Source organism: Parvibaculum sp. MBR-TMA-1.3b-4.2, from assembly GCF_053628815.1.
In genome coordinates this window covers 2,837,540-2,856,548 of the sequence record NZ_JBRJHC010000001.1, presented here as the reverse complement: position 1 = coordinate 2,856,548, position 19,009 = coordinate 2,837,540, and the positions used below count along the sequence as shown (strand labels likewise).

Below are 19,009 nucleotides of genomic sequence, written 5' to 3'. Positions count from 1 at the left end.
GAGACAGCATATGTACCCTAGAGTTCTGGTCGTGATCCCCGCCAGAGGGGACTCGAAAGGCGTTCCGCGAAAAAACTTGAGGAGCCTTCAGGGGCGTCCCCTCATTTTCTATCCAATCCACGCCGCGCTGAACTCCGAATTCGAGCCCGTCGTCGTCGTCTCGACCGAAGATGAGGAAGTCGCTCTGCTCGCGGAGCGCTTCGGCGCGCAGATCGTGAAGCGGCCGCCCGAACTCTCCCGGGAGGAAACCACGCTCGACCCCGTTGTCCACCACGCATGGCAGGAAACGGAGCGAAGCTCCGATCAAACCTTCGATTTCGTCGTCGTCCTTCAGCCGATGGCCCCGCTGGTCGCGCCGGCCCAGGTCGATCTGGCGATCGGGCGCCTGATGGAAGGTGAGGCTGATACGGTCCTGTCCGTTACCGATGACCGGCAACTCCGCTGGCACGAAACAGACGGCAAATTGAAACCGGCTTACGAAGCGCGCGTGAACCGGAAGTTTCTGCCGCCCGTCTTCCGTGAAACAGGCACCGTCGTCGGCTGCCGCCGCGAACAGATCGAGCGCGGTTCCTTCATAGGCGAGAATGTCGAGCCGCTCATTTTGCCGGAAGAAGCCTCTGTCGAAATTCGGACATCGCTGGGGTTCCGGCTTTGCGAAAGCATCCTTTCGCAGAAGAAAGTGGTCATCAATGTGATCGGCCGTAAGGATGTCGGCCTCGGACACGTCTATCGCGGATTGTTGCTGGGTGGCGATCTTGTCTCACATGAAGTCGTTTTCCTGTGCCAGGAAGAAGACGATTTCGCGCAACGGGAAATTTCCGCACGCAATTACGAACTCATCGTCTGCCCGAACGGAAAACGCCTGGAAGCGACGCTGGCTGCCGAACCCGATCTCGTGATCAACGACATCCTGGATACCACGGGCTCATATATCCACGCGATGAAGAAGGCTGGGCTCAAAGTGGTCAATTTCGAGGATATGGGAGAAGGCGCGAAGATGGCCGATCTGGTCTTCAATGCGCTTTACCCCTACCCCGTCACCGATCCGCACGTCTTTGGCGGGCCCGCCTATTTCTGCCTGCGGGACGAATTTCTGAACGTACCGCACGAAAAGCCACGAACCGCCGGGGAACCGCCCCGCGTCCTGATCACATTCGGCGGCGTCGATCCGGCAAACCTCTCGGTCCGCCTTCTCCGCCTCCTGCAGCCATTGCTGCAGGAGAACGCGATCACGGCCGACATCGTTCTCGGACCGGGCTATCCCAACAGGGAAGCCCTGGAAGACATGCTGACATCATCGGGGCTGACGAATGCCGAAATTGTCAGCAACACCACCCAGATCAGTCGCTACATGGCCCGCGCGGACCTTGCCATCACATCGGGTGGCAGAACGGTTTTCGAGCTTGCCTCTCTGCATGTGCCCACTCTTGTGATATGCCAAAACCAGCGTGAAACCACCCACACCTACGCATCGGAAGAAAACGGCATCATCAATCTGGGCCTGCATGTCAATGTGGCCGACGACGAAATATCCGGGACCATCGACCGCCTGCTCAACGAGCCTGGCCTCCGCGACACGCTCAAAGAGAGAGTGAAGGCGCTGAACCTCCGGTCGGGCCGCAAAAACGTGAACAGGATGATCAGCGACCTGCTGAACCACAACGAAATACGAGACCGCGCGCTCGTTTCATAATTCCATGGTGACCGATATGAACACATTCAAACTGGACGGTGTCGAAAGCGGCAGCTTCATGCGGCCCTATATCATCGCGGAGATCGGCGTAAACCACGAAGGGTCTCTCGATCGCGCAAAGAAGATGATCCGTGAGGCGGCGCAAGGCGGCGCCCACGCCGCCAAGTTCCAGACCTACAAGGCCGGCAAACTGGCCGCCAAGGAAAGCCCCGCCTATTGGGACCTCTCCAAGGAGCCGACCCGCAGCCAGCGCGAGCTTTTTGCCAAATACGATGCGTTCGGCCCGGCCGAATACCAGGCATTGGCCGAATACAGCAATGAAGTCGGCATTCATTTCGTGTCGACGCCCTTCGACCTGGAAGCGGTGGATACGCTCGATCCGCTGGTGCCCTTCTTCAAAATCGCATCTGCCGACATTCTCAACGTCCCCCTGCTCCGCAAGGTCGCGAAAACAGGAAAGCCAGTGGTCATGTCCACCGGCGCGGCGACGTTGCCGGAAATCGAATTTTCCATTGAAACCCTGACGGAGGCGGGCGCCACTCAAATCGTCCTCCTCCACTGCGTCCTCAACTATCCGACGCCCATCGATCATGCGCAGATCGCCCGCATCGCGACGCTACAGCGCATCTTTCCGAACCTCGCCATCGGCTATTCCGATCACGTCGCTCCGGACGACACCATGACGTCACTCGAAGTCGCCACGCTGCTCGGCGCGGTGGTTCTCGAAAAACACTTTACCGACGACCGTTCGGCTCAGGGAAACGACCACTATCACGCGATGGACGAGCAGACGCTCAGGAAATTCAACGAAAAGCTGTCTCTCTTGAGCGCGCTTACCGGGGAAGAAGGCGGCGACACAGGCAATGAAGCCGATGCCCGCAAATATGCCCGTAGAAGTATCGTCGCCGCGCGGGACATCGAAGAAGGAGAAGTCCTCGATGAGAACGCCCTTGTGACCAAGCGGCCCGGCACAGGTATCGGCAGCGAGCACTGGGACCAGATCGTCGGCCTGAAGGCAACGCGCCCGATCGAAGCGGATACGCTTTTGCACTGGAACGACGTGGAGCTCTGACCCCGGTATGAAATTCAGCAGGTCCCGCACTCCGCCGGCAAACAGGCTCTGACCGCATGTCCACTGCCTACATATTCGGCACAGGATCGATTGCCTGCCGCCATAGCCGGGTTCTGCATCATTGCGGCGTCAAGGCGATAGCCGTATCGCGATCGCAGCGCGATCGTAATGCAATCGAACTGCCGAACAACTTTTCCGATGTCGTCGGCTATGACGACATAGCGCCGGCACGTCAGGATTTCGCTGTCATCGCCGTGCCCACCGGCCTTCACACCGAAACCTGCCGGATCGCGGAAGCAGCGGGCTTCGAAAAAATATTCTGCGAGAAACCCGGCCCCGACATCGAGTCCGAAAAGATAAGGGTTCTCTATAACCTGCGCTATCTGCCTTTCGTCCAGATGGCGCATGCCCAACAGCACAGAATCCGGGCGCTGAAACTCCAGTTCCATACCGATGCGCGGCTTTGGCACCCCTGGGAAGACTGGAGAGAATCCTATGTCTTCCGGGCCGACCTTGGCGGCGGATGCGTAAAAACCAACGCGCATGAACTCGACATGATCAGCTTTCTCGGGATCGAGCCGTCGGCCTGCTCGCTCAGCCGGAAATATGACTATCTGGACATTGATGGAAATCGCGTGGATACGGGATTCATCTTCGGCAGCAAAGATTCATCCGTTTGCGTCACAAGTTCCATCACGACCAAATCGCCTAGGCGGCGCTATCGTCTGGAGACCGACAGCGGAGTTCTTTCTTATGAATTCCAACCGGTCCGGCTTCGCACCGCTACCCAGCAGAGCGATGTCGACCTGACCTACTTTGCGATGTGGCTCGACCTTCTGAACGGCCGCTACATTGTCCCCCATGCCGCTGACACGAGATGGATACTGCACTTATGAGCGAACGAAAGAAGATTCTGTTCTTCGGGTCCGAGGGACGCATTGGCAAAAGCGTCTGCTCCGCCCTGAGCAAGGACTACGACATCGTCGGCGTCGACGTGATGGAGGCAAAGTCGGACTTTTATTCCGACTACGTGGTTCTGAACGGCATAGACCAAGTCCCCGGCCTCTATGAGGGGAACGATTACTATGCCGTCGTGCACTGCCAGCAATTCAAGCCAGCGGGCTTCGTCGACCACTCGCTGAAGACGGTCGATCTCGACTTCATCGACAAGGTGCTCGACGTGAACGTCAAGCTGCCGATTATATCGACATCGAGCTATATCCATCGGGTCGCGGGAAAGCCCGAACCCGGCCGCATCATCAATCTGGGCTCGACCTATGGCCTGATCTCCTCGAACCCTGCTCTCTACGAGAACACGGAGATGGGAAATCCGTTCATATACACGGTCAGCAAATTCGGCATTGGCGGCCTAACGAAATATGTCGGCTCCTATTTCAAGGAGTACAACATCCTCTGCAACTCGATCAGCCCTCATGGCATCGAGAACAATCAGGACCCGACATTCGTCAAAAACTTCTCCCATCGCTCCCCGATGGGCCGCCTCTCCCAGCCGGACGAGCTCGTATCGGCTTTCGAATTTCTGCTGGATGAGCATAACACCTACGTCAATGGCGCCAACATTCCGGTCGATGGCGGATGGACGGCATGCTGAAAACCACCGGTATCGTCGTCCAGGCCCGCCTCGACAGTTCCCGGCTGCCGGCAAAGGTATTCCTGCCGCTCGGCAACGGGAAATCGGTTGTGGAATCCGTTGTCGAAAGATGCTTGCGCATACGTGACCGGCTCGGACTGGGCAGCCCCGTCTGCCTCGCCGTCCCCGAGGAAGAGCTGGCCCTTTTCCGCAAGCATTCGGACTGGCCCGATAATGTGCGGCTAGTCGGCGGGTCCGCGCAGGATGTCCTTGGACGGTTCGAGAAGGCAATCGACGCGATCGGCGCGGAACGGATCATACGTGTGACGGCCGACAACCCCCTTCTGGTGATCGAGCCCTTCGAGCTGATCATCGAGACCTTTCGCAACTTCGGGGAGCCGGACAGCAAGGTCATTGTCGATCTCTACTCGTCCAAACAACTGCCGAATGGAACCGTGGTGAGCGGCTTTACCGGCGCGGCCCTCCACGCCATGGCCGAGCATTCGACCTTGCCGGCGACGCGTGAACACCTCGTGATCGGCGATGACAATGAAGGCGGGATCGAGCGCATCGTCGCCGACATCCCTGCCGGCCTTCGTCACCCGAAATTGCGCTTCTGCGTCGACACCATCGCGGACTATCTGGAGTTTCTCAAGCTCCCGCCCAAAGCCTATGAAGCTATAAGCTTCGCCGAACTCGAACCCTATGTCCGCCACCTTGTCTCGGATGAGGGATACTGACCATGGCAGGAACCTGCCTCTTTTGCGGTAGCTCGGATCTCCGGGAATATCACTTCGATTCCAGCCTGAAGCGCGTTCCGCTCGGCCTCACGCGCGGTGCGCGCGAAACGTTCGACGGGCACCGGTGTCGAAATTGCGGTTCGATCGAGAAATTCGCAACCGGCGGGAAGATCGACTACGAAGAGGCACCCTACTCTTCCTCCGCTAACTACAACGCCGGCCACAACAAGGCCCCGCAGACCTTCTCCTACCCCTATTCGCACGACATTCTGAGCGCATTCCCAGAAAGCAAGGATGTCCGCATTCTCGAAATCGGGTGCGGCGCCGGCTGGCTCGCACGCTACATGCGCCACAACGGCTATGACGACATAACGCTTGTCGAGAAGGATCCCGGCTATGTAAAGGCGCTGCAGGCGGATGGCTTCCGGGTACTTCCCGATCCGCCCGAGGGCGAACAATTCGACATCGCGATCAGCGTCGGCCTTCTGGAGCATATCGATCAGCCGGTGGATTGGCTGAACGGCATCATGCAGTCGCATATCAGACCGGGCGGTGTTTTCATCAACCAGTTTCCGAATGTCGATAGCCTGGGCGCCAGGCTGGGTCTCGGCCGCTGGGACATGCTGTTCGAGCCCGGCCACATATACATGCCGTCCCGCAAAGGCCTGGAAGCCAGGTTCGGCAAGGAATACGAGTTGAGTTTTTTCACCTCGACCATTCTGACGCGCGGCCGTATTCCCGGGTTCCCCGTTCGCTTCGCCGGGCTGGAAGCCACATGGCTTGCTGCTACGGAGAAAAGCGCCGTCGCCCGCGGTCTGAACCGCCTGCTCTGGACGGCAATCGACCGGGCCGGCAAAGGTGAGACCCTGACGGCTGCCTTACGCCGGGTTTGACGGCGAGCGCTCCAGTATTGCCAGCATGGCGGCTCGCAGGTCCACGGCTTCGTCCGCCATATAGGACGCATCGAAATAACGCATTCGCTCGGTCCAGTCGCCGGAGAAGAAGGCACTGATCGCGGAAAAAGAAAGTGCTGCCGGATCGCTGGTCGTCGGCACCAGACGATGGGCGACGAAGCCATAATAGTCGCTCGCGACGTTATCTATGCTTTCCCACAGAACCGTGGGCGCGCCTGCTTTCAGGGCTTCGAGAACCGCCGACGTATTGCCGGCCAGGATCAAATCCGCGTTCCGGGCGTCGACGGCGAGAGGGACCCGCGCCATCCGCAGCTCGACACCTTCCGGAAGGTCGTCATACCACCCCACCGGCGAGGCCGGATGAGGACGGACGAACACATGTGAAACCCTCTCATCGGCGACGAGCCCTGCCAGTCCTTTGAAAAGGCCGGCTTGCGGGCGCGAGTTGTTCAGAACGACACCAACCGTAAGATCGGATACAGGCTCGCTCATCGCCTTCAATCTGAGAGGCACGCTGTCGCCGTCTATGCCCTTGAAGATGACGCGTCCGCGCCGGGGACCGCGAGCTTCGTAAATATCCAGAGCGGCCTGCGAATCCAGCACATTGAGGTCGAAATTGAGCGGCGGAAACAGCGGCGAGACATGCGCATGCTGCAGATAGACCGTGGGTTTTCCCTGCGCACGGGCTGCTGCGGCAATGGCGACACAGGCCGGCGTATGATCGTTCGAGACGACGACAATCTGAGGGTCAAGCTGCCGGAGAGCGCGGCGCATCATCAGATTGGCAACGACATATCGAGCCCGGTCGATGGCATGCATCGGATGCTTGTGCACCATCAGTTTGGAAAGCAGCCGAAGCACTCTTATGGAAGTTGAAGGGTGCCGCACCACTTCCCACAGGGCATAGGAAACCTGCGACACGCTGCGCTTTGCCCGAACCTCCATCCATTGTGGAGACATATCCGGCAACGCATCTTCTACCTTTTTCAGCTGCCGACGATTATTCGCCGTCGCCGACATGAGAAGAACCCTGCTCCGCTTATCGGGGAGCGACAGGCGGCACACGAGATTGAAACCGGCAAGCCCCCCCATCAGCGCCATCAACCAGGGCCAGCGTCCGCTTTTGATCGCGCGGGCGCCCAACGAGAGAAAACGCCTTCCATGAGCCGCTTCCGACTTGAACCGATGGAACAATGCATTGCCGGAGATACAGTCGACCGCTCGAAGTCCGACAAGAAGCTCGGTTTCCCGCGGTCGCACCGGTCTCTCCATCACTGGCCGCGCCTGGCTTCGCCCATGAAGATCGCCCATTGCTCCCTGTTCACGATATCTGCCGTAACAAAACGGCCGCGCGACCAGGGCACATCGGTAAAATGCGCATTCATGCGGCGATTGAGGTGATCGGTGTTGACCAGCTCGCCATCGAAGTTCTGGCCATGATCGGCGTAGAGGTCCGCGAAATGCGCTTTGATCTTCTCCAGTCCTTCACTCTGCGAGATGCCCACCGGCGGCTTTAGATCTGGCCAGCGTTCGTCATAGGATTCCACTGCATCGATGATGGCGCGGTGCGCCTCGTCATAGTCGGGAAACGTGACCGCGTTCGTCTCGTTGAGAAAGTCCGCGCCACCGCCTGTCAGATCGTCCTTCGTCACGACGACGAGGCTGGAGGCAAGGGCCTCATTCACCACCTTCGCAACGCCCTCTTTCTGGGAAAAAAGCGTCAGCACCTTCGACGATTGGTAGAAATGGGCGATCTGCGTCTGCGACAGACCGAGCCAATGCAGCTCCGGGTCGAGTTTGAGCAGTGTGAAGAGTTCCCGTTCGTCGGCGGAGAAGAGATCGTAATACACATCGCACATCTCGGTGAATGTGCGTTCCGGGTCGGCATCTTTCGCAGTCGGCGTGACCAGCAGAACCTTGTAGGCATATCCGAGATCGTAAATCTTCCGGATTTCCTGCATGAAGGTATCCACCTTCTTGAACTTCCCCTGCCGCGAAACATTGATGACATCCCAATATTTCCGGTCCGGCTCCGTCTTCCGATAATAGACTTCCGGTGTGAAGTGGTTTGAAGTCACTGGAATGCGACGGATCGACGGAACGGTATTGGTCAGGGTCGAGGGCGATGCCAAAGCGAAGTCGGACCAGCCCACGCCGAACGGGTTCTCGAAATGCCATCCGTAGTGAATACCAATGAAATAATCGTCGCGCAGCTTCGCCATGTCGGACAGGATCGGCCCGCGCAGCGCCCGCGCAGCGCCCGCGCCGGGAGCCTGCCGCCCCAGACGGCGCTCCACCTTGTTCCGCAACCGCCCCAGCGGCCCCGGATCCTCGAAATACCGAGCTTCCTTGTGCGAGAAGACGAGGATGCCCTTCTGCCCGGGCGTCGGATATTTGAATATATGTGCCATTCAGGCAGCCTCTTTCCTCACGACGGTACCTTCAACCTGTGACGCGGCGTTGTTTGCGTTTTTGACGCAACCGCGCGGTTAGGCCCTTCACAAACTCAAACCGCCGGCGAGGATCGCCCGGTATCAGACTGACAAGGACATAGAACCAGGCAACGGGTTCGCCCGGCGCCAGGCGAAGCGCCTTGCGGAAATAGCGCCGCGCAGCCCGGTGATCATCAATTTCGAGACAGGCGAGCCCGGCCTCTATTTCCGTTTTCATGTTTCGCCGATGGGCAAAGGCGGCAAGATCCGGACGCCAGCCGAGAACACGCTGCGTAAGATCCCGGCGCGCCTGCACCCGCGCTTCGAAATTCGAGCTGATGGAATTGGGAATGTCGCGCTTCGTCGCGACGATGCCCGGCACGCGCTGGAAAGTGATTTCGCGGGCGAGACGTAACCACATTTCTGCATCATTACTGTATTTCTGATTTTCGTTGAAGCCGCCGCATGTTTCGAAGGCGCTACGCCGAATGAGGGAGGTGGACGGAAGGATCGGACCGCCGAAAACGAACAGGGTTCTGAGCGTATCCGGGTCGTCCTGACTGAAATCATGGACCCAGTGAACGCGGGAAGAATTCGTGGCTTCATTGACCTCGACAAAATCTCCGACATAAAGCCCCGCGCGCGGGAAAGCTGCCGCCGCCTCGAGATGACATTCGAGCTTTTCCTCATGCCAGAGATCGTCTCCGTCGAGAAAAGCGATGTAAGGCGCCGTGGCCCGGGCAAGCCCCGCATTGCGGGCGCTCGAAGCGCCGCCATTTTCCTTGAAGACAGTCTGGATTCGTGGATCGCGACCAACACACTCCTGGATCCGCTCGCGCGAAAGATCCTTGGACCCGTCATCCACCACGATAATCTCACGGATAGAGGCACTGGCGCTTTGCGCAAGAATACTCTCGATACCGGATGCGATATATCGTTCGAGATTGTAGCAGGTGACGATAGCCGCCACGTTCGCTTCAGCTGACATTATTCGCCCCCCACACTCACACTGATACGCAATAGAGCATGCTCCGTGAAGGAAAGAAAAATCCGGACAGGTCGCAAAAAACGCAGGCGACATACCGGTGTGGAGCCCGGCGGCCGGTTCCCCGACACGAGCGACGCCTGAACCGGCTGGATTCTGCCGAAAACGGCCACCCGGCGCAACGCGGAAGCCCGTATGACAGTTTGATCGTTCCATGCGAAACCGTTTAGCTTGTCGTCAGGGCTGGACATTCTCCTTCCAAAGCCCATTGAGCGTCACAAAACGACAATCCGACCCCCGGCAAGAAAATCCTTCATGACCTCAGAGCCGCCGAAGACATCGCTCGCCAGCCGTTCCCCGGCGACTGAGAAAATATTGTTCCGCGCGCTGATCGCAGTCGTTGCACTGGCGCCTCTCCCTCTTGCCAGCAATCGGCCGCTTCCCGCTGCCATCCTCGCCGCCTTCATGGGCGCTCTCCTGATCGCCTGGGCGGCCTATATCGGCTTTGGCGGTGGAAAAATGGTCGTATCCCCACGAAAACTGCGCTGGCCTCTATTCCTTTTCGGCCTCTGTGCCATCTGGATCCTGCTTCAATCCCTCCCGATCGTGCCCGCGGGCCTGGTCGATCCGATCTGGCATGAGGCGTCGAGAGCTCTGGGCGAGCCTCTGCATGGCACGATATCCGTCGACCCGAATGCGACGCGGACCGCTTTGATGCGGCTGCTAAGCTATGCGGCTGCCTTCTGGCTGTCGCTCCAGCTCTGCCGACAACCGGACCGCGCCCGTCAGGCGCTCGTCGCGGTCGTTTATATCGGCGCGGCCTATGCCATCTACGGCATTATCGTCTACGCATTGGGCAACCAGCAGGTTTTGTATTTTCACAAATGGGCCTATCAGGCAGCCCTTTCCAGCACCTTCGTCAATCGCAACTCATACGCGGCATTCGCAGGCCTCTGCCTGTTATGCGCCTCAGTCTATTTCATCAACAGCTTCAGCCATTTTCTCACGACCAACCGGCGTCCCGGGCAGAAAGCCGTCCTCATCATCGAAACGATCTTCCAGCGCGCCATCCTGCGCACGATCGCGGTGATGTCGCTGATGACAGCCCTCGTCCTCACGGGATCGCGCGCGGGAACGGCCAGTTCTCTTGTGGCCCTTTTCGTTCTGATGTTGACCTTCGCCCGCAAGCGGTCTTTCCAGCTGCGTCACGCGCTGGTCGCCGCCGCCCTTCTGGGCGGACTGCTCCTTATCATCATGGCGGCGAGCGGTAACCTTCTGTTCGACCGGCTGGCCAAGGACGGCAGCGATCTCAGCGCGGCCGACCGCAGCATGGTTTATGCCGCAACGATGGACGCCATCGAAACGGCACCCTGGACGGGAACAGGATACGGCACCTATCGCAGCGTCTTCACCGCCTATCGCCCCGAAACGCTGTCCTCAAAATTTTTCTGGGACAAGGCGCATAACGACTATCTCGAAAACGCACTGGAACTCGGTATCCCTGCGGCCATCATGCTGAATCTGTCGGTTCTGCTGCTTGCCATAGAAGCCGCTCGCGGCCTCCGGCGCAGACGGCGCAACCGCACACTGCCTGCTATCGGCGTCGCGGCAACAGTTTTGGTCGGCCTGCACTCGCTGCTCGATTTCAGCCTGCAGATACCCGCCATATCAATCCTCTATGCTTTTCTGATGGGCATGGCCGTGAGCCAGGCCTGGCCACCCGCCACGCAGGGCCAGGGTCGCTAGCCGGTTGCCCGCTTTCGGATAACTGCGATATTTCGCAGATAAATCCGCTCCATTTCGACCCGCAATATCCGCTCCAGGACAATTTGCGTCGCTTTCAGCCAGTGTCTGGAAAGACGCTTCGAGAGCGCAGATGTTGTCCTGCTGTGTCTGACTTCGGAGATGCCAAGCTTTATCAGAGCGGACACACCGGGACTCCCCTTCTCCAAAGAGACGAGTTCCATGTCCAGTAACTCCACCTGCCTTTTGATCCCGTAGGTGGTATAGCGCCTGAAATCATAAGGCACTTCATGCTCACCCCAGATAAAGGGGACCGTCAGAAACAGAACCGCATTCGGCTTGAGAACACGCTTAATCTCGGCGAACAGCTTCTCGGCATCCACAGCATGCTCGAGAACTTCGGTACATAAAACGAGATCGAACTGATCGTCATCGAACGGGATGGAGGTTCCGTCGAAGAAACGATCCACAATCTTGCCCGCCCGATCATGCCCGCTTTCCTCGACGTCGATGCCGATATACTCCCCGGCATTGATGAAGGGCTCATAGATACGGCCACCGCACCCGACATCCAGGACGCGGCCGAAGGGGCCCTCGCGTTCGGAAAGCAACTTCAGCATTTGTACTGAATCGGCCTTCAATGCCATCGCGTCACCTCATCGGCTATATCAAGACGAATAACCGGCACACTTCCCGGCCCGCTGCGCCCGATGCCTGGATCAAAGGCATTTCAACAGCCCGGCCCTTCGCCTTGGGAACGCCATGGCTGCCTAACGGTTTACTATTCCAGCCGCGCGGAGTGCCGTCTTCAGAAAAAACTTTTTCCGCGTGGAATCCGGAAAGGCTTCCCGCAACAGGATGGCGCGCTCGTTGTAACCGAGCCGAAGATAGACCGGCACCAGACTACGCATGAATTCACGATCATCCGTCATCCGGCGCATATCGCGAACGGCTCGGTCTCGTGCCCATGTGTCGAGTTTGTCCCAATAGGCAAGCTCGGCGGGTATCCGCGCCAGAATGCTCGACCATTCGAAACGTCCCGTCAGATGCGACAGGTTGAGATAGGCGGAAACATCGGCCACCGGTGCCCCCTGAGAGGCTTCCAGCCGCGCGAGAAGGCTCCAGACAATACTGTTGTTAGGGGTAAGTGACGCGGCGCGCTTGAGATACCGCCGCGCGCGATCGGGATCTGGGTCGGTGCGGGACAGCTCCAGCCGGGCCATATCGAGAGCGATATCCCCGTCCCCTGCCGCAAACGCCTGTGCGCGCGCAAGTCGATCGATCCCTGCGACACGCTGTTCTTCCCGAAGCGGACCGCCTGAATTCAGCGCTTCCAGCGCCGCACCGCCGTCCGCATCGATAATGGCCGTCGCGACGGCTCGCGGCACGGCAAGGGCACACAGCATTACGCCTGACAGCCCGACAATACCGGCCGTCAAAAACCTCAAGCGCGTACGCCGCTGGTCAGTTGACATAGTACTTGCTGTAGCGGCTGTAATAATAGCCGCCGTCGCCATAACCGTATTTTGCCTGCTTGGCCGTATCGACCATCGAGAGCACGACGCCCGCAAGCGGCGCATCGAAGTCACGCAACTGCTTCACCGCGTTCTGCACCGCATCGCGCGGGGTCTCGTTCCAGCGCGCAACGAACACTGTCTCATCGACGATCTGTGACAGGACGCGGGCGTCCGACACAGGCATGACCGGCGGGCTGTCGACAACGACAAGGTCATAGGTTTCGCGGAGCCGCTCAAACAGGAGTTTCATCTGCGACGACCCGAAAATGTCGGGCGGGTTGGCCGTTCCCTTGGCAACCGCGATGACCTCCATACCGGTCTTCTCGTCTTCGATGACGACTTCCTTGAAGTCGAGACGCGAGGCAAGAAGTTCCACCAACCCCTGTTCGGGCCGGCTGATCTTCAACGCTTCCGCCACCGACGGGTGACGCAGGTCGCAATCAAGGAGAACGACTTTCAGACCGGCCGACGCAGCAGCGCGCGCAAAGGACACCGCCGAAGTCGTCTTGCCTTCATTCGGCAGCGCCGACGTGAAAAGAACGACCTTTGGGGGATTGTCCACATTGGAAAACTGAAGCGCGCTTCGCAGGCTTCGGAACGCCTCCGAATAGGACGAAAGCGGCTTCATGACCAGATAGTCCTGCGGAGACAATACCTTTCCATCCGGCCCACGCTCCTTCGGCGTCAGCGGGATCGACGCCAGGTTGGGCAGCGCCAGAAGCCTCTCCAGGTCGCCGGATGTCTGAATGCCGTTATCGAGATGTTCAAGCAGGAAGGCCGCGCCAACGCCTGTCATCAGCGACAGTGCAAAGCCGAGCATCACGAAAAGCGACGTCTTCGGGAAGGACGGCCCGCCCGGTACCACCGCCTTGGAAATGACCCGGGTATCGGGGGTCTGAATGTCCTCCTGCTCGCTGGTTTCCTTGAAGCGCTTGAGAAACGCCTCATAGACCTGCCGGTTCGCCGTCGCCTTGCGCTCCAGCTCGCGCAACTGGATCAGCGCTTCATTATTGGTGCCGGTTTCGCCCTTGACCTCTTTGAGATTGCTTTCAAGGGCCCGGACACGGGTCGAGGCCACGGAAACGTCGTTGCTCAGGCTCTCGATAATTCGCCCTGCTTCTGCAGCGATCTGCGATTGAATGTCTTTCTGCTGCGCCTCGATATTCACGATCGCGGGATGGCGCGGCCCGTATTTGGCGGAAAGATTGGCTTCTTCCCGGGTCAGCTCCGCCTGCTTCTGACGCAGTGCCGAGATCGTCCCCGATTGGACCACATCGCCGACCGTTTCGACGCCCTTGCCTTCCCGTCTCAACTGCCGGGCGCGGTTATACTTGGCCCTTGCTTCAACGAGATTGGTCCGCGCCAGGATCAACTGAGCGTTGAGTTCGGAGAGCTGTTGCTCCGTAACGGTCATACCTTTCGATTCTTCAAGCCCGTGCCGCGATCGATAGAGCTCCACAGCGCGCTCGGAATCGGTAACCTGACGGCGCAGATCGTCCAGTCGCCCGGCAAGCCATTCATTGGCCTGCTTGGTCGCGTTGAACTTCGCATCGAGCTGGTCGACGATATAGGCATTGGCAATCGCATTCGCGATCTTGGCGGCCTTGTAGCGATTCTCCGACGTGAAATTGATTTCGATCGTATAGGTGAGGCCGCGCCTTGCGACTTCCAGATCGGACAAAACCGAGTCCACGACGGATCTCTGCGTCATCTCTTCCTGAGAGGCACTCTGCTCAACAGCGTCGGTCTGGTCGCTTGGAGACAACAGGGAGAAAAGACGGCCCAGCAGATAGCGCGGATTAAGCCAGCGAAGCGCCGAAGGCTCCCGCAGCGCTGAATTAAACTCCGGATCGTCGATCAGGTTCTCGTTATCCACAACCCGTTCGATGAGATTGCGGGACTTGATGACCTCTACTTCACTGTCCAAAGCGGCGTCATTGGCCGGGATGCCGGAGACGACCGCCTCCATATCCACGACGTTGCTCTTCTGGCTGTCGACCAGAACCAGAGTTTGAGCGGTATAGAGAGGACGCATCTGGGTAATGGCAAGCACGATTAGCGCCGTCAGAACAACGGTAATACCGATGATAACGCCAGCGCGCTTGCGCATGATCCGCAGGATGGCCATCAGATCGAACTCCAGGAAGGAGTCGGTCTGCACCTCCGTCGCTCCAGGGGGAGTCCATTTAGCCGACGACATGCCAGAACCTTTAGACGGTGCGTTCATCTTCTAAACCCCAATCGCCGAACATTGCACCGCAATATACATGATCGCGGACCCTGCACATCCTATACGACAGCCAAAAACAGCCATAACGGAACAGGGCAGGCCAAGACTTCCGCCCTGCCTGCCCTGCTCGACTTGTTCGAACGCTCTTGCGATCAGAGCTTGCCGGTCAACTTCAGGCCGACCACGTTGCGGGTGTAATCAAAACCAGCCGTATTGGAGTCCCGGTTCGTGTAAGTGTAGTTCAGCCCCAGGTCGAAATTCCGGTTGATCAGATACTTGACCCCTACGCTCGCCCCGGTCGTATCGTCGTTACGCGGGTTGTCGTTGAAATCATTGTTGGTGTAGCTGACCCCGCCGGAGAGGATCACGTTGCGGAGCAGCTCATGATCCACATTCACCGACAGGCTATTGCGGTCATAACCCGATGCGGCGCCAACGGTCGTTTCCTCGACGCGGCTGTCACCGGACACCGTGACCGTGGTCAGAGGCGTGGCGAACCATTCCACATCGATACCATAGGCAAGACCCTGAGTGCTGCTCAGCGCGGCGGCCTTGTAGTCGCGTTCCTGGTAACCGACATAGACATTGCCCTGAGTCAGGCGCGAAATCTGGAATTCCGTACCGACCAGCGCGGCCCAGCCATCGGAATCCCGGTTGCCGGCGGGCGTGGTGAGATCGTAGCGACGCTGATCGAACCGACCTTCGACATAGACATTCGTGTCGGGGGAAACGAAATAACCAAGCCTGGCGGTTTCGGTGTATTCGTCACGGTCGCGATAGTCCTGGTCGATATTGGCGCCGCCCAGGGTGGTAGCGTCCTTGTAGTCGTAATTGTTGTATTCAAAACCCACGCTCGCATTGACGCGATTGAAGCGGTGGCTCAAATCCGTCGCGGCGTTGAACAGATTGTATTCGATGGGTTCTTGAGAGGTCGTCGGAGAGTTCGGGTTTCCGCGATCCTCATGCAGCTGCGCATATCGCGCCGACCCATTGAGCGCCGTGTCGCGGCTGATATCCAGCCGCCCGGCTCCGCCCAGGTTCCAGTTGAACCGATCTTCGTCGGACTTGTCGGCATAGAGCTGCTGGGTTACGCCGCCGCTCAGCGAAAGGGCGTGCCGGCCCCACACCGAATTGGCCGACATCCCCGCCGAAAGGGTGGTGATGAAATCATCGACCGTGTTGTTGCTGGTCGCATAGATATTGTCGTTGTAGCTCTCGCCCACAGAAGCAGTGGGGAACACCATGAAACTGCCGGCGCGGATACCAACGGGATCATAACCGGGCCGCGCACGCTCCATAACGCCCTGGTCACGAACGTCGGCAAGATTGGTATCGGCCTCCTGGGCCTGCGCCAGGGTCGGCAGAGCGGCGCAGGTCAGGCCTACGAGTGCCGCCGAGGCGAAATAAATCCGGGCTCGTCCCATTTGATGTGACCTCCAAAGTCGAGTTGTCTTCCTTGCCACGCGAACGAATAGGCGTCAGGCGCAGCGTATACGGAACGTAAAGTCGCTATAGTCGCCGGAAAGACGAGCCCTAATTCGGGCTCGCCGGGCTTTCCGGTGTTGTGTCATTTTCATTAGCGTCATCGACGGCTTCGGACGATTCATCCGTGACGCCCTCACCTGTGATCGACTTCGTTTCCGTGGCATTGCCCTCGGAAACAGCGGTCACCAGCGTCGGATCGTCGGAGGCTTCGACCACCGCCTGCATGCTGCTGGCCACGTCCGGATTTTCTACCCCAATCAAGGCGATTGCGGCACCGAGGCCGCGGGAAGCGGCGGCCTTCAGGCCGGCATTATTGGCGAGCGCGGTCTGCGCCGCAGGGCTTTTCGGATTGGTGACTGCTTGGACAAATGCCTGAGCGGCGCCTTCCGGATCGTCGGAATTAGCGACGTAATCCTTGATCGCAGCCTCGAGAGCGGCTTCGTCGCCGGCATTCGCGACAATCAGGGCCTCGATAGCGGTCTGCATGGTCGCAAGTTCATCTGCGGTGGCGGCGTTGGCCGAAGAAACCGGCACAACCAGAGGCGTCATGAACACCCCAAGTCCCAGGCCGAGCACAGCCGCGGTGATCATCTTCTTGAGCATGACAAGAACTCCCCTCTTTTTGAGGTTGCCGGATCTGCGCTCATTGCTGCGGCGCAAAACCGGAAATCCATACCCGATCCAGCCTTTGACGACGCCCGGATCGTACTTACCTGAATTAATTGATGGTAAAGTATCATAGCTGCTGCGGTGCACCGAACCGCCAAATTTTTAAAGTACCGGCGATTCGCCATGTGAATGACGGTTTCCTCCCCGCTGTTGTAAAAATGCGTCGCTTGAGGGGCGAAATTAGCCTTTTAGATACAAAGGCTTATAAGCAGCGCTCACACCGCCTTCCGGCGGGCGCTTCTAGGCAGGTCACCACAAAATTATCGTCAACCAGATTCACTCAGAAGAACCGCTCGGGTACTCGAATGACGTCCCCGGGCAGGATTTTCACGGCCTGACTGGCCGGATACTCGACCTCATTGCCCTTGCCGCGTGTGATATAGACCCGGTCGTTGGCCGCGCGATAGGTGTATCCCCCCGCAACAGCTATGGCATTGAGCACGGTCATCCCACTCGAATAGGGGTACTGACCGGCCTCACCAACCTCTCCGTAGATGTAAAACGGGCGATAATTCAACACCTCAACGCTGACCCGGGGCTCGTTTAGATAACCCTGTTTGAGGGCGTTCTCGACCGCCGTCTCGAACTGGCCGACCGTCAGCCCCTGCGCGCGGACCTGCCCCACAAGCGGCAGGGCCACATTCCCGGCGCCTGAAATGTCGAATTCGCCGGACAAATCCTTCTCGCCATAGACGATGACGCGAAGCTTGTCGCCGGATCCAAGTGTATAATCGACATTGGCATCTTCCGGCAGCGGGACCTCGCCCGCAGCCACGGGCGCGGCTTGAGGCCCCGGCAGGTTCTCTCTCGGACCGTCCGAACACCCTGCCAGCGAAAAGAGAACCAGCAACCCTGCTGCGATCAGGGGTAACCAGCGCTGTATGGCCGATCCGTGCCGCGATACCGCGTCCCTGCGGAACGACGAAGAAGATTGCGCCAGACTGGTCATCGATGGTCCTCATATTTGTCAACGCCAAGAAGTACTTACGGCAAATCTACCACACCGTAGATTGCCAAGACCATTGGCTGCGGGCTCTGTTCGCCGAAACCGTCCCGGCGAAGATCGCAAAAAGAAATGAAAATTCCGCAAACCTCGGTCGTTCAACTCGCAACGGCAAGCCTGCGGGCATCGTCCTGCCCGGTCTGCAAGAGCCGCTGCGACCTGCCCTCAAGCACCAGAGCGGTCAGGACGCCGGTCATGTACGCCCCCGTATCCACACCAATTCTGTTGTTTCGAAAGACGGCTTTCTCTTCCGGAGTATGTCCGTGAACGACAACTTTGCCGAAGGAACTCTCCGAAAGGAGGAAGTCCTCGCGTATCCATAGCAGGTCTTCGTCAATTTGTTTCGATAGCGGAACGCCCGGCCGAACCCCGGCATGCGCAAAGAAATAATCCCCGAACTCGGCGCTCGTCTCGAGCCGCTGGAGAAACTTCTTATGCGCTTCGGGCAACTCAGCCTCAAGCTTTTCACGCGCTTGCTCGAATTCGTCGGCGCTGTCGTGCCGCATAAGGTCCCGGACGCCATATGAATGAAGTGTCTCAAGCCCGCCATAATATTTCCACGTCCGGCCGAATTCGGCATCGGCGAGGAATTGCAGCATCGCTTCTTCGTGGTTGCCCTTGAGATAAACCGCCTCGAAAGCCGTCGGGGGCCCCGCCACGAGCCGGTCCAGTACCGCTCTCGAATCCATCCCGCGATCGACGTAGTCGCCCAGAAACACGATCACTTTGCGCCCGGAGAAGTCCCGCGCATCCTTTTCGATGCGCGCCAGAAGTCCTTCCAGCAGATCGGCCCGTCCATGGATATCGCCGATCGCATAGATGCGCATGCCTTCCGGGGCCGAGGGCGGTGTACCGCCGCTGTCTCCCAGAGCGCTTTGGATACGATGAACGAGATTTTTTAGTCCCACGTCAGGTCCCTGACACTACATTTACGC

At 58.7% G+C, this 19,009-nt stretch carries 17 protein-coding genes; 7 read left to right on the top strand and 10 right to left on the bottom strand.

What is annotated here, in order from left to right:
- The first annotated feature begins 10 nt into the window (after positions 1-10).
- From ACSSVQ_RS13670 to ACSSVQ_RS13645, 6 genes are read left to right on the top strand one after another with little or no spacing between them, the layout of a single operon-like run.
- Complete coding sequence (locus ACSSVQ_RS13670) at positions 11-1,693, top strand: cytidylyltransferase domain-containing protein (protein ID WP_454183900.1); 1,683 nt, start codon at positions 11-13, stop codon at positions 1,691-1,693.
- A gap of 16 nt (positions 1,694-1,709) precedes the next feature.
- The gene (locus ACSSVQ_RS13665; RefSeq protein ID WP_454183899.1) at positions 1,710-2,765 is read left to right on the top strand and encodes an N-acetylneuraminate synthase family protein; all 1,056 of its coding nucleotides are present in this window, start codon (positions 1,710-1,712) and stop codon (positions 2,763-2,765) included.
- A 56-nt stretch (positions 2,766-2,821) separates the two neighbouring features.
- Positions 2,822-3,661, top strand: a complete 840-nt coding sequence (locus tag ACSSVQ_RS13660) for a hypothetical protein (protein WP_454183897.1) — start codon at positions 2,822-2,824, stop codon at positions 3,659-3,661.
- Complete coding sequence (locus ACSSVQ_RS13655; protein WP_454183895.1) at positions 3,658-4,377, top strand: SDR family oxidoreductase; 720 nt, start codon at positions 3,658-3,660, stop codon at positions 4,375-4,377. Before ACSSVQ_RS13660 ends, ACSSVQ_RS13655 begins: the two co-directional genes overlap by 4 nt.
- Positions 4,371-5,096 carry a cytidylyltransferase domain-containing protein gene (locus ACSSVQ_RS13650; protein WP_454183893.1) on the top strand — a complete coding sequence of 242 codons (726 nt, stop codon included), beginning with the start codon at positions 4,371-4,373 and terminating at the stop codon, positions 5,094-5,096. Before ACSSVQ_RS13655 ends, ACSSVQ_RS13650 begins: the two co-directional genes overlap by 7 nt.
- A 2-nt stretch (positions 5,097-5,098) precedes the next feature.
- Positions 5,099-5,989, top strand: a complete 891-nt coding sequence (locus tag ACSSVQ_RS13645) for a class I SAM-dependent methyltransferase (RefSeq protein ID WP_454183891.1) — start codon at positions 5,099-5,101, stop codon at positions 5,987-5,989.
- On the opposite strand, the gene ACSSVQ_RS13640 is transcribed toward ACSSVQ_RS13645, so the two are convergent.
- Genes ACSSVQ_RS13640 through ACSSVQ_RS13630 form a run of 3 tightly spaced genes read right to left on the bottom strand, consistent with a single transcriptional unit; the run spans position 5,975 to position 9,643 of the window.
- On the bottom strand, positions 5,975-7,270 hold the full coding sequence (locus ACSSVQ_RS13640; protein ID WP_454183889.1) for a hypothetical protein: 1,296 nt from the start codon (positions 7,268-7,270) through the stop codon (positions 5,975-5,977). The genes ACSSVQ_RS13645 and ACSSVQ_RS13640 overlap by 15 nt on opposite strands.
- Before the next feature lie 11 nt (positions 7,271-7,281).
- Entirely contained in the window at positions 7,282-8,421 is a 1,140-nt protein-coding gene (locus tag ACSSVQ_RS13635; RefSeq protein WP_454183888.1) for a glycosyltransferase, read from the bottom strand.
- 31 nt (positions 8,422-8,452) lie between these two features.
- Complete coding sequence (locus tag ACSSVQ_RS13630) at positions 8,453-9,643, bottom strand: glycosyltransferase family 2 protein (RefSeq protein WP_454183886.1); 1,191 nt, start codon at positions 9,641-9,643, stop codon at positions 8,453-8,455.
- A gap of 99 nt (positions 9,644-9,742) precedes the next feature.
- On the opposite strand from ACSSVQ_RS13630, the gene ACSSVQ_RS13625 reads away from it, so the two are divergent.
- Positions 9,743-11,173: an O-antigen ligase family protein gene (locus ACSSVQ_RS13625; protein ID WP_454183884.1), complete on the top strand. Its 1,431-nt coding sequence runs from the start codon at positions 9,743-9,745 to the stop codon at positions 11,171-11,173.
- Here the strand turns inward: ACSSVQ_RS13625 and ACSSVQ_RS13620 are convergent.
- The 7 genes from ACSSVQ_RS13620 to ACSSVQ_RS13590 all read right to left on the bottom strand — a co-directional run bounded on the left by ACSSVQ_RS13620 (position 11,170) and on the right by ACSSVQ_RS13590 (position 18,901).
- Entirely contained in the window at positions 11,170-11,817 is a 648-nt protein-coding gene (locus ACSSVQ_RS13620) for a class I SAM-dependent methyltransferase (RefSeq protein ID WP_454183882.1), read from the bottom strand. The two genes, ACSSVQ_RS13625 and ACSSVQ_RS13620, sit on opposite strands and share 4 nt — an antisense overlap.
- Before the next feature lie 123 nt (positions 11,818-11,940).
- A complete protein-coding gene (locus tag ACSSVQ_RS13615; protein ID WP_454183880.1) occupies positions 11,941-12,576 on the bottom strand; it encodes a hypothetical protein in 636 nt (211 codons plus the stop codon).
- 58 nt (positions 12,577-12,634) lie between these two features.
- Positions 12,635-14,848 carry a GumC family protein gene (locus tag ACSSVQ_RS13610; protein ID WP_454183878.1) on the bottom strand — a complete coding sequence of 738 codons (2,214 nt, stop codon included), beginning with the start codon at positions 14,846-14,848 and terminating at the stop codon, positions 12,635-12,637.
- Positions 14,849-15,069: 221 nt separating this feature from the next.
- Positions 15,070-16,341 carry an outer membrane beta-barrel protein gene (locus tag ACSSVQ_RS13605; protein WP_454183876.1) on the bottom strand — a complete coding sequence of 424 codons (1,272 nt, stop codon included), beginning with the start codon at positions 16,339-16,341 and terminating at the stop codon, positions 15,070-15,072.
- Positions 16,342-16,450: 109 nt separating this feature from the next.
- Positions 16,451-17,005 (bottom strand): hypothetical protein, encoded by a 555-nt coding sequence (locus ACSSVQ_RS13600; protein WP_454183875.1) that lies wholly within the window; start codon positions 17,003-17,005, stop codon positions 16,451-16,453.
- A gap of 346 nt (positions 17,006-17,351) precedes the next feature.
- The gene (locus tag ACSSVQ_RS13595) at positions 17,352-18,020 is read right to left on the bottom strand and encodes a polysaccharide biosynthesis/export family protein (protein ID WP_293329222.1); all 669 of its coding nucleotides are present in this window, start codon (positions 18,018-18,020) and stop codon (positions 17,352-17,354) included.
- Between the two features lie 152 nt (positions 18,021-18,172).
- Entirely contained in the window at positions 18,173-18,901 is a 729-nt protein-coding gene (locus ACSSVQ_RS13590) for a metallophosphoesterase family protein (protein ID WP_454183872.1), read from the bottom strand.
- Between the last annotated feature and the right edge of the window lie 108 nt (positions 18,902-19,009).

Excerpts from the sequence above, each read along its gene's own strand:
- ACSSVQ_RS13655 (WP_454183895.1), top strand. The coding sequence starts at position 3,658 with ATGAGCGAACGAAAGAAGATTCTGTTCTTCGGGTCCGAGGGACGCATT.
- ACSSVQ_RS13615 (WP_454183880.1), bottom strand. The coding sequence starts at position 12,576 with ATGCTGTGTGCCCTTGCCGTGCCGCGAGCCGTCGCGACGGCCATTATC.
- ACSSVQ_RS13620 (WP_454183882.1), bottom strand. The coding sequence starts at position 11,817 with ATGGCATTGAAGGCCGATTCAGTACAAATGCTGAAGTTGCTTTCCGAA.
- ACSSVQ_RS13665 (WP_454183899.1), top strand. The coding sequence starts at position 1,710 with ATGAACACATTCAAACTGGACGGTGTCGAAAGCGGCAGCTTCATGCGG.
- ACSSVQ_RS13670 (WP_454183900.1), top strand. The coding sequence starts at position 11 with ATGTACCCTAGAGTTCTGGTCGTGATCCCCGCCAGAGGGGACTCGAAA.
- ACSSVQ_RS13595 (WP_293329222.1), bottom strand. The coding sequence starts at position 18,020 with ATGACCAGTCTGGCGCAATCTTCTTCGTCGTTCCGCAGGGACGCGGTA.
- ACSSVQ_RS13605 (WP_454183876.1), bottom strand. The coding sequence starts at position 16,341 with ATGGGACGAGCCCGGATTTATTTCGCCTCGGCGGCACTCGTAGGCCTG.
- ACSSVQ_RS13660 (WP_454183897.1), top strand. The coding sequence starts at position 2,822 with ATGTCCACTGCCTACATATTCGGCACAGGATCGATTGCCTGCCGCCAT.
- ACSSVQ_RS13630 (WP_454183886.1), bottom strand. The coding sequence starts at position 9,643 with ATGGAACGATCAAACTGTCATACGGGCTTCCGCGTTGCGCCGGGTGGC.
- ACSSVQ_RS13650 (WP_454183893.1), top strand. The coding sequence starts at position 4,371 with ATGCTGAAAACCACCGGTATCGTCGTCCAGGCCCGCCTCGACAGTTCC.
- ACSSVQ_RS13590 (WP_454183872.1), bottom strand. The coding sequence starts at position 18,901 with ATGCGCATCTATGCGATCGGCGATATCCATGGACGGGCCGATCTGCTG.
- ACSSVQ_RS13635 (WP_454183888.1), bottom strand. The coding sequence starts at position 8,421 with ATGGCACATATATTCAAATATCCGACGCCCGGGCAGAAGGGCATCCTC.
- ACSSVQ_RS13600 (WP_454183875.1), bottom strand. The coding sequence starts at position 17,005 with ATGCTCAAGAAGATGATCACCGCGGCTGTGCTCGGCCTGGGACTTGGG.
- ACSSVQ_RS13625 (WP_454183884.1), top strand. The coding sequence starts at position 9,743 with ATGACCTCAGAGCCGCCGAAGACATCGCTCGCCAGCCGTTCCCCGGCG.
- ACSSVQ_RS13645 (WP_454183891.1), top strand. The coding sequence starts at position 5,099 with ATGGCAGGAACCTGCCTCTTTTGCGGTAGCTCGGATCTCCGGGAATAT.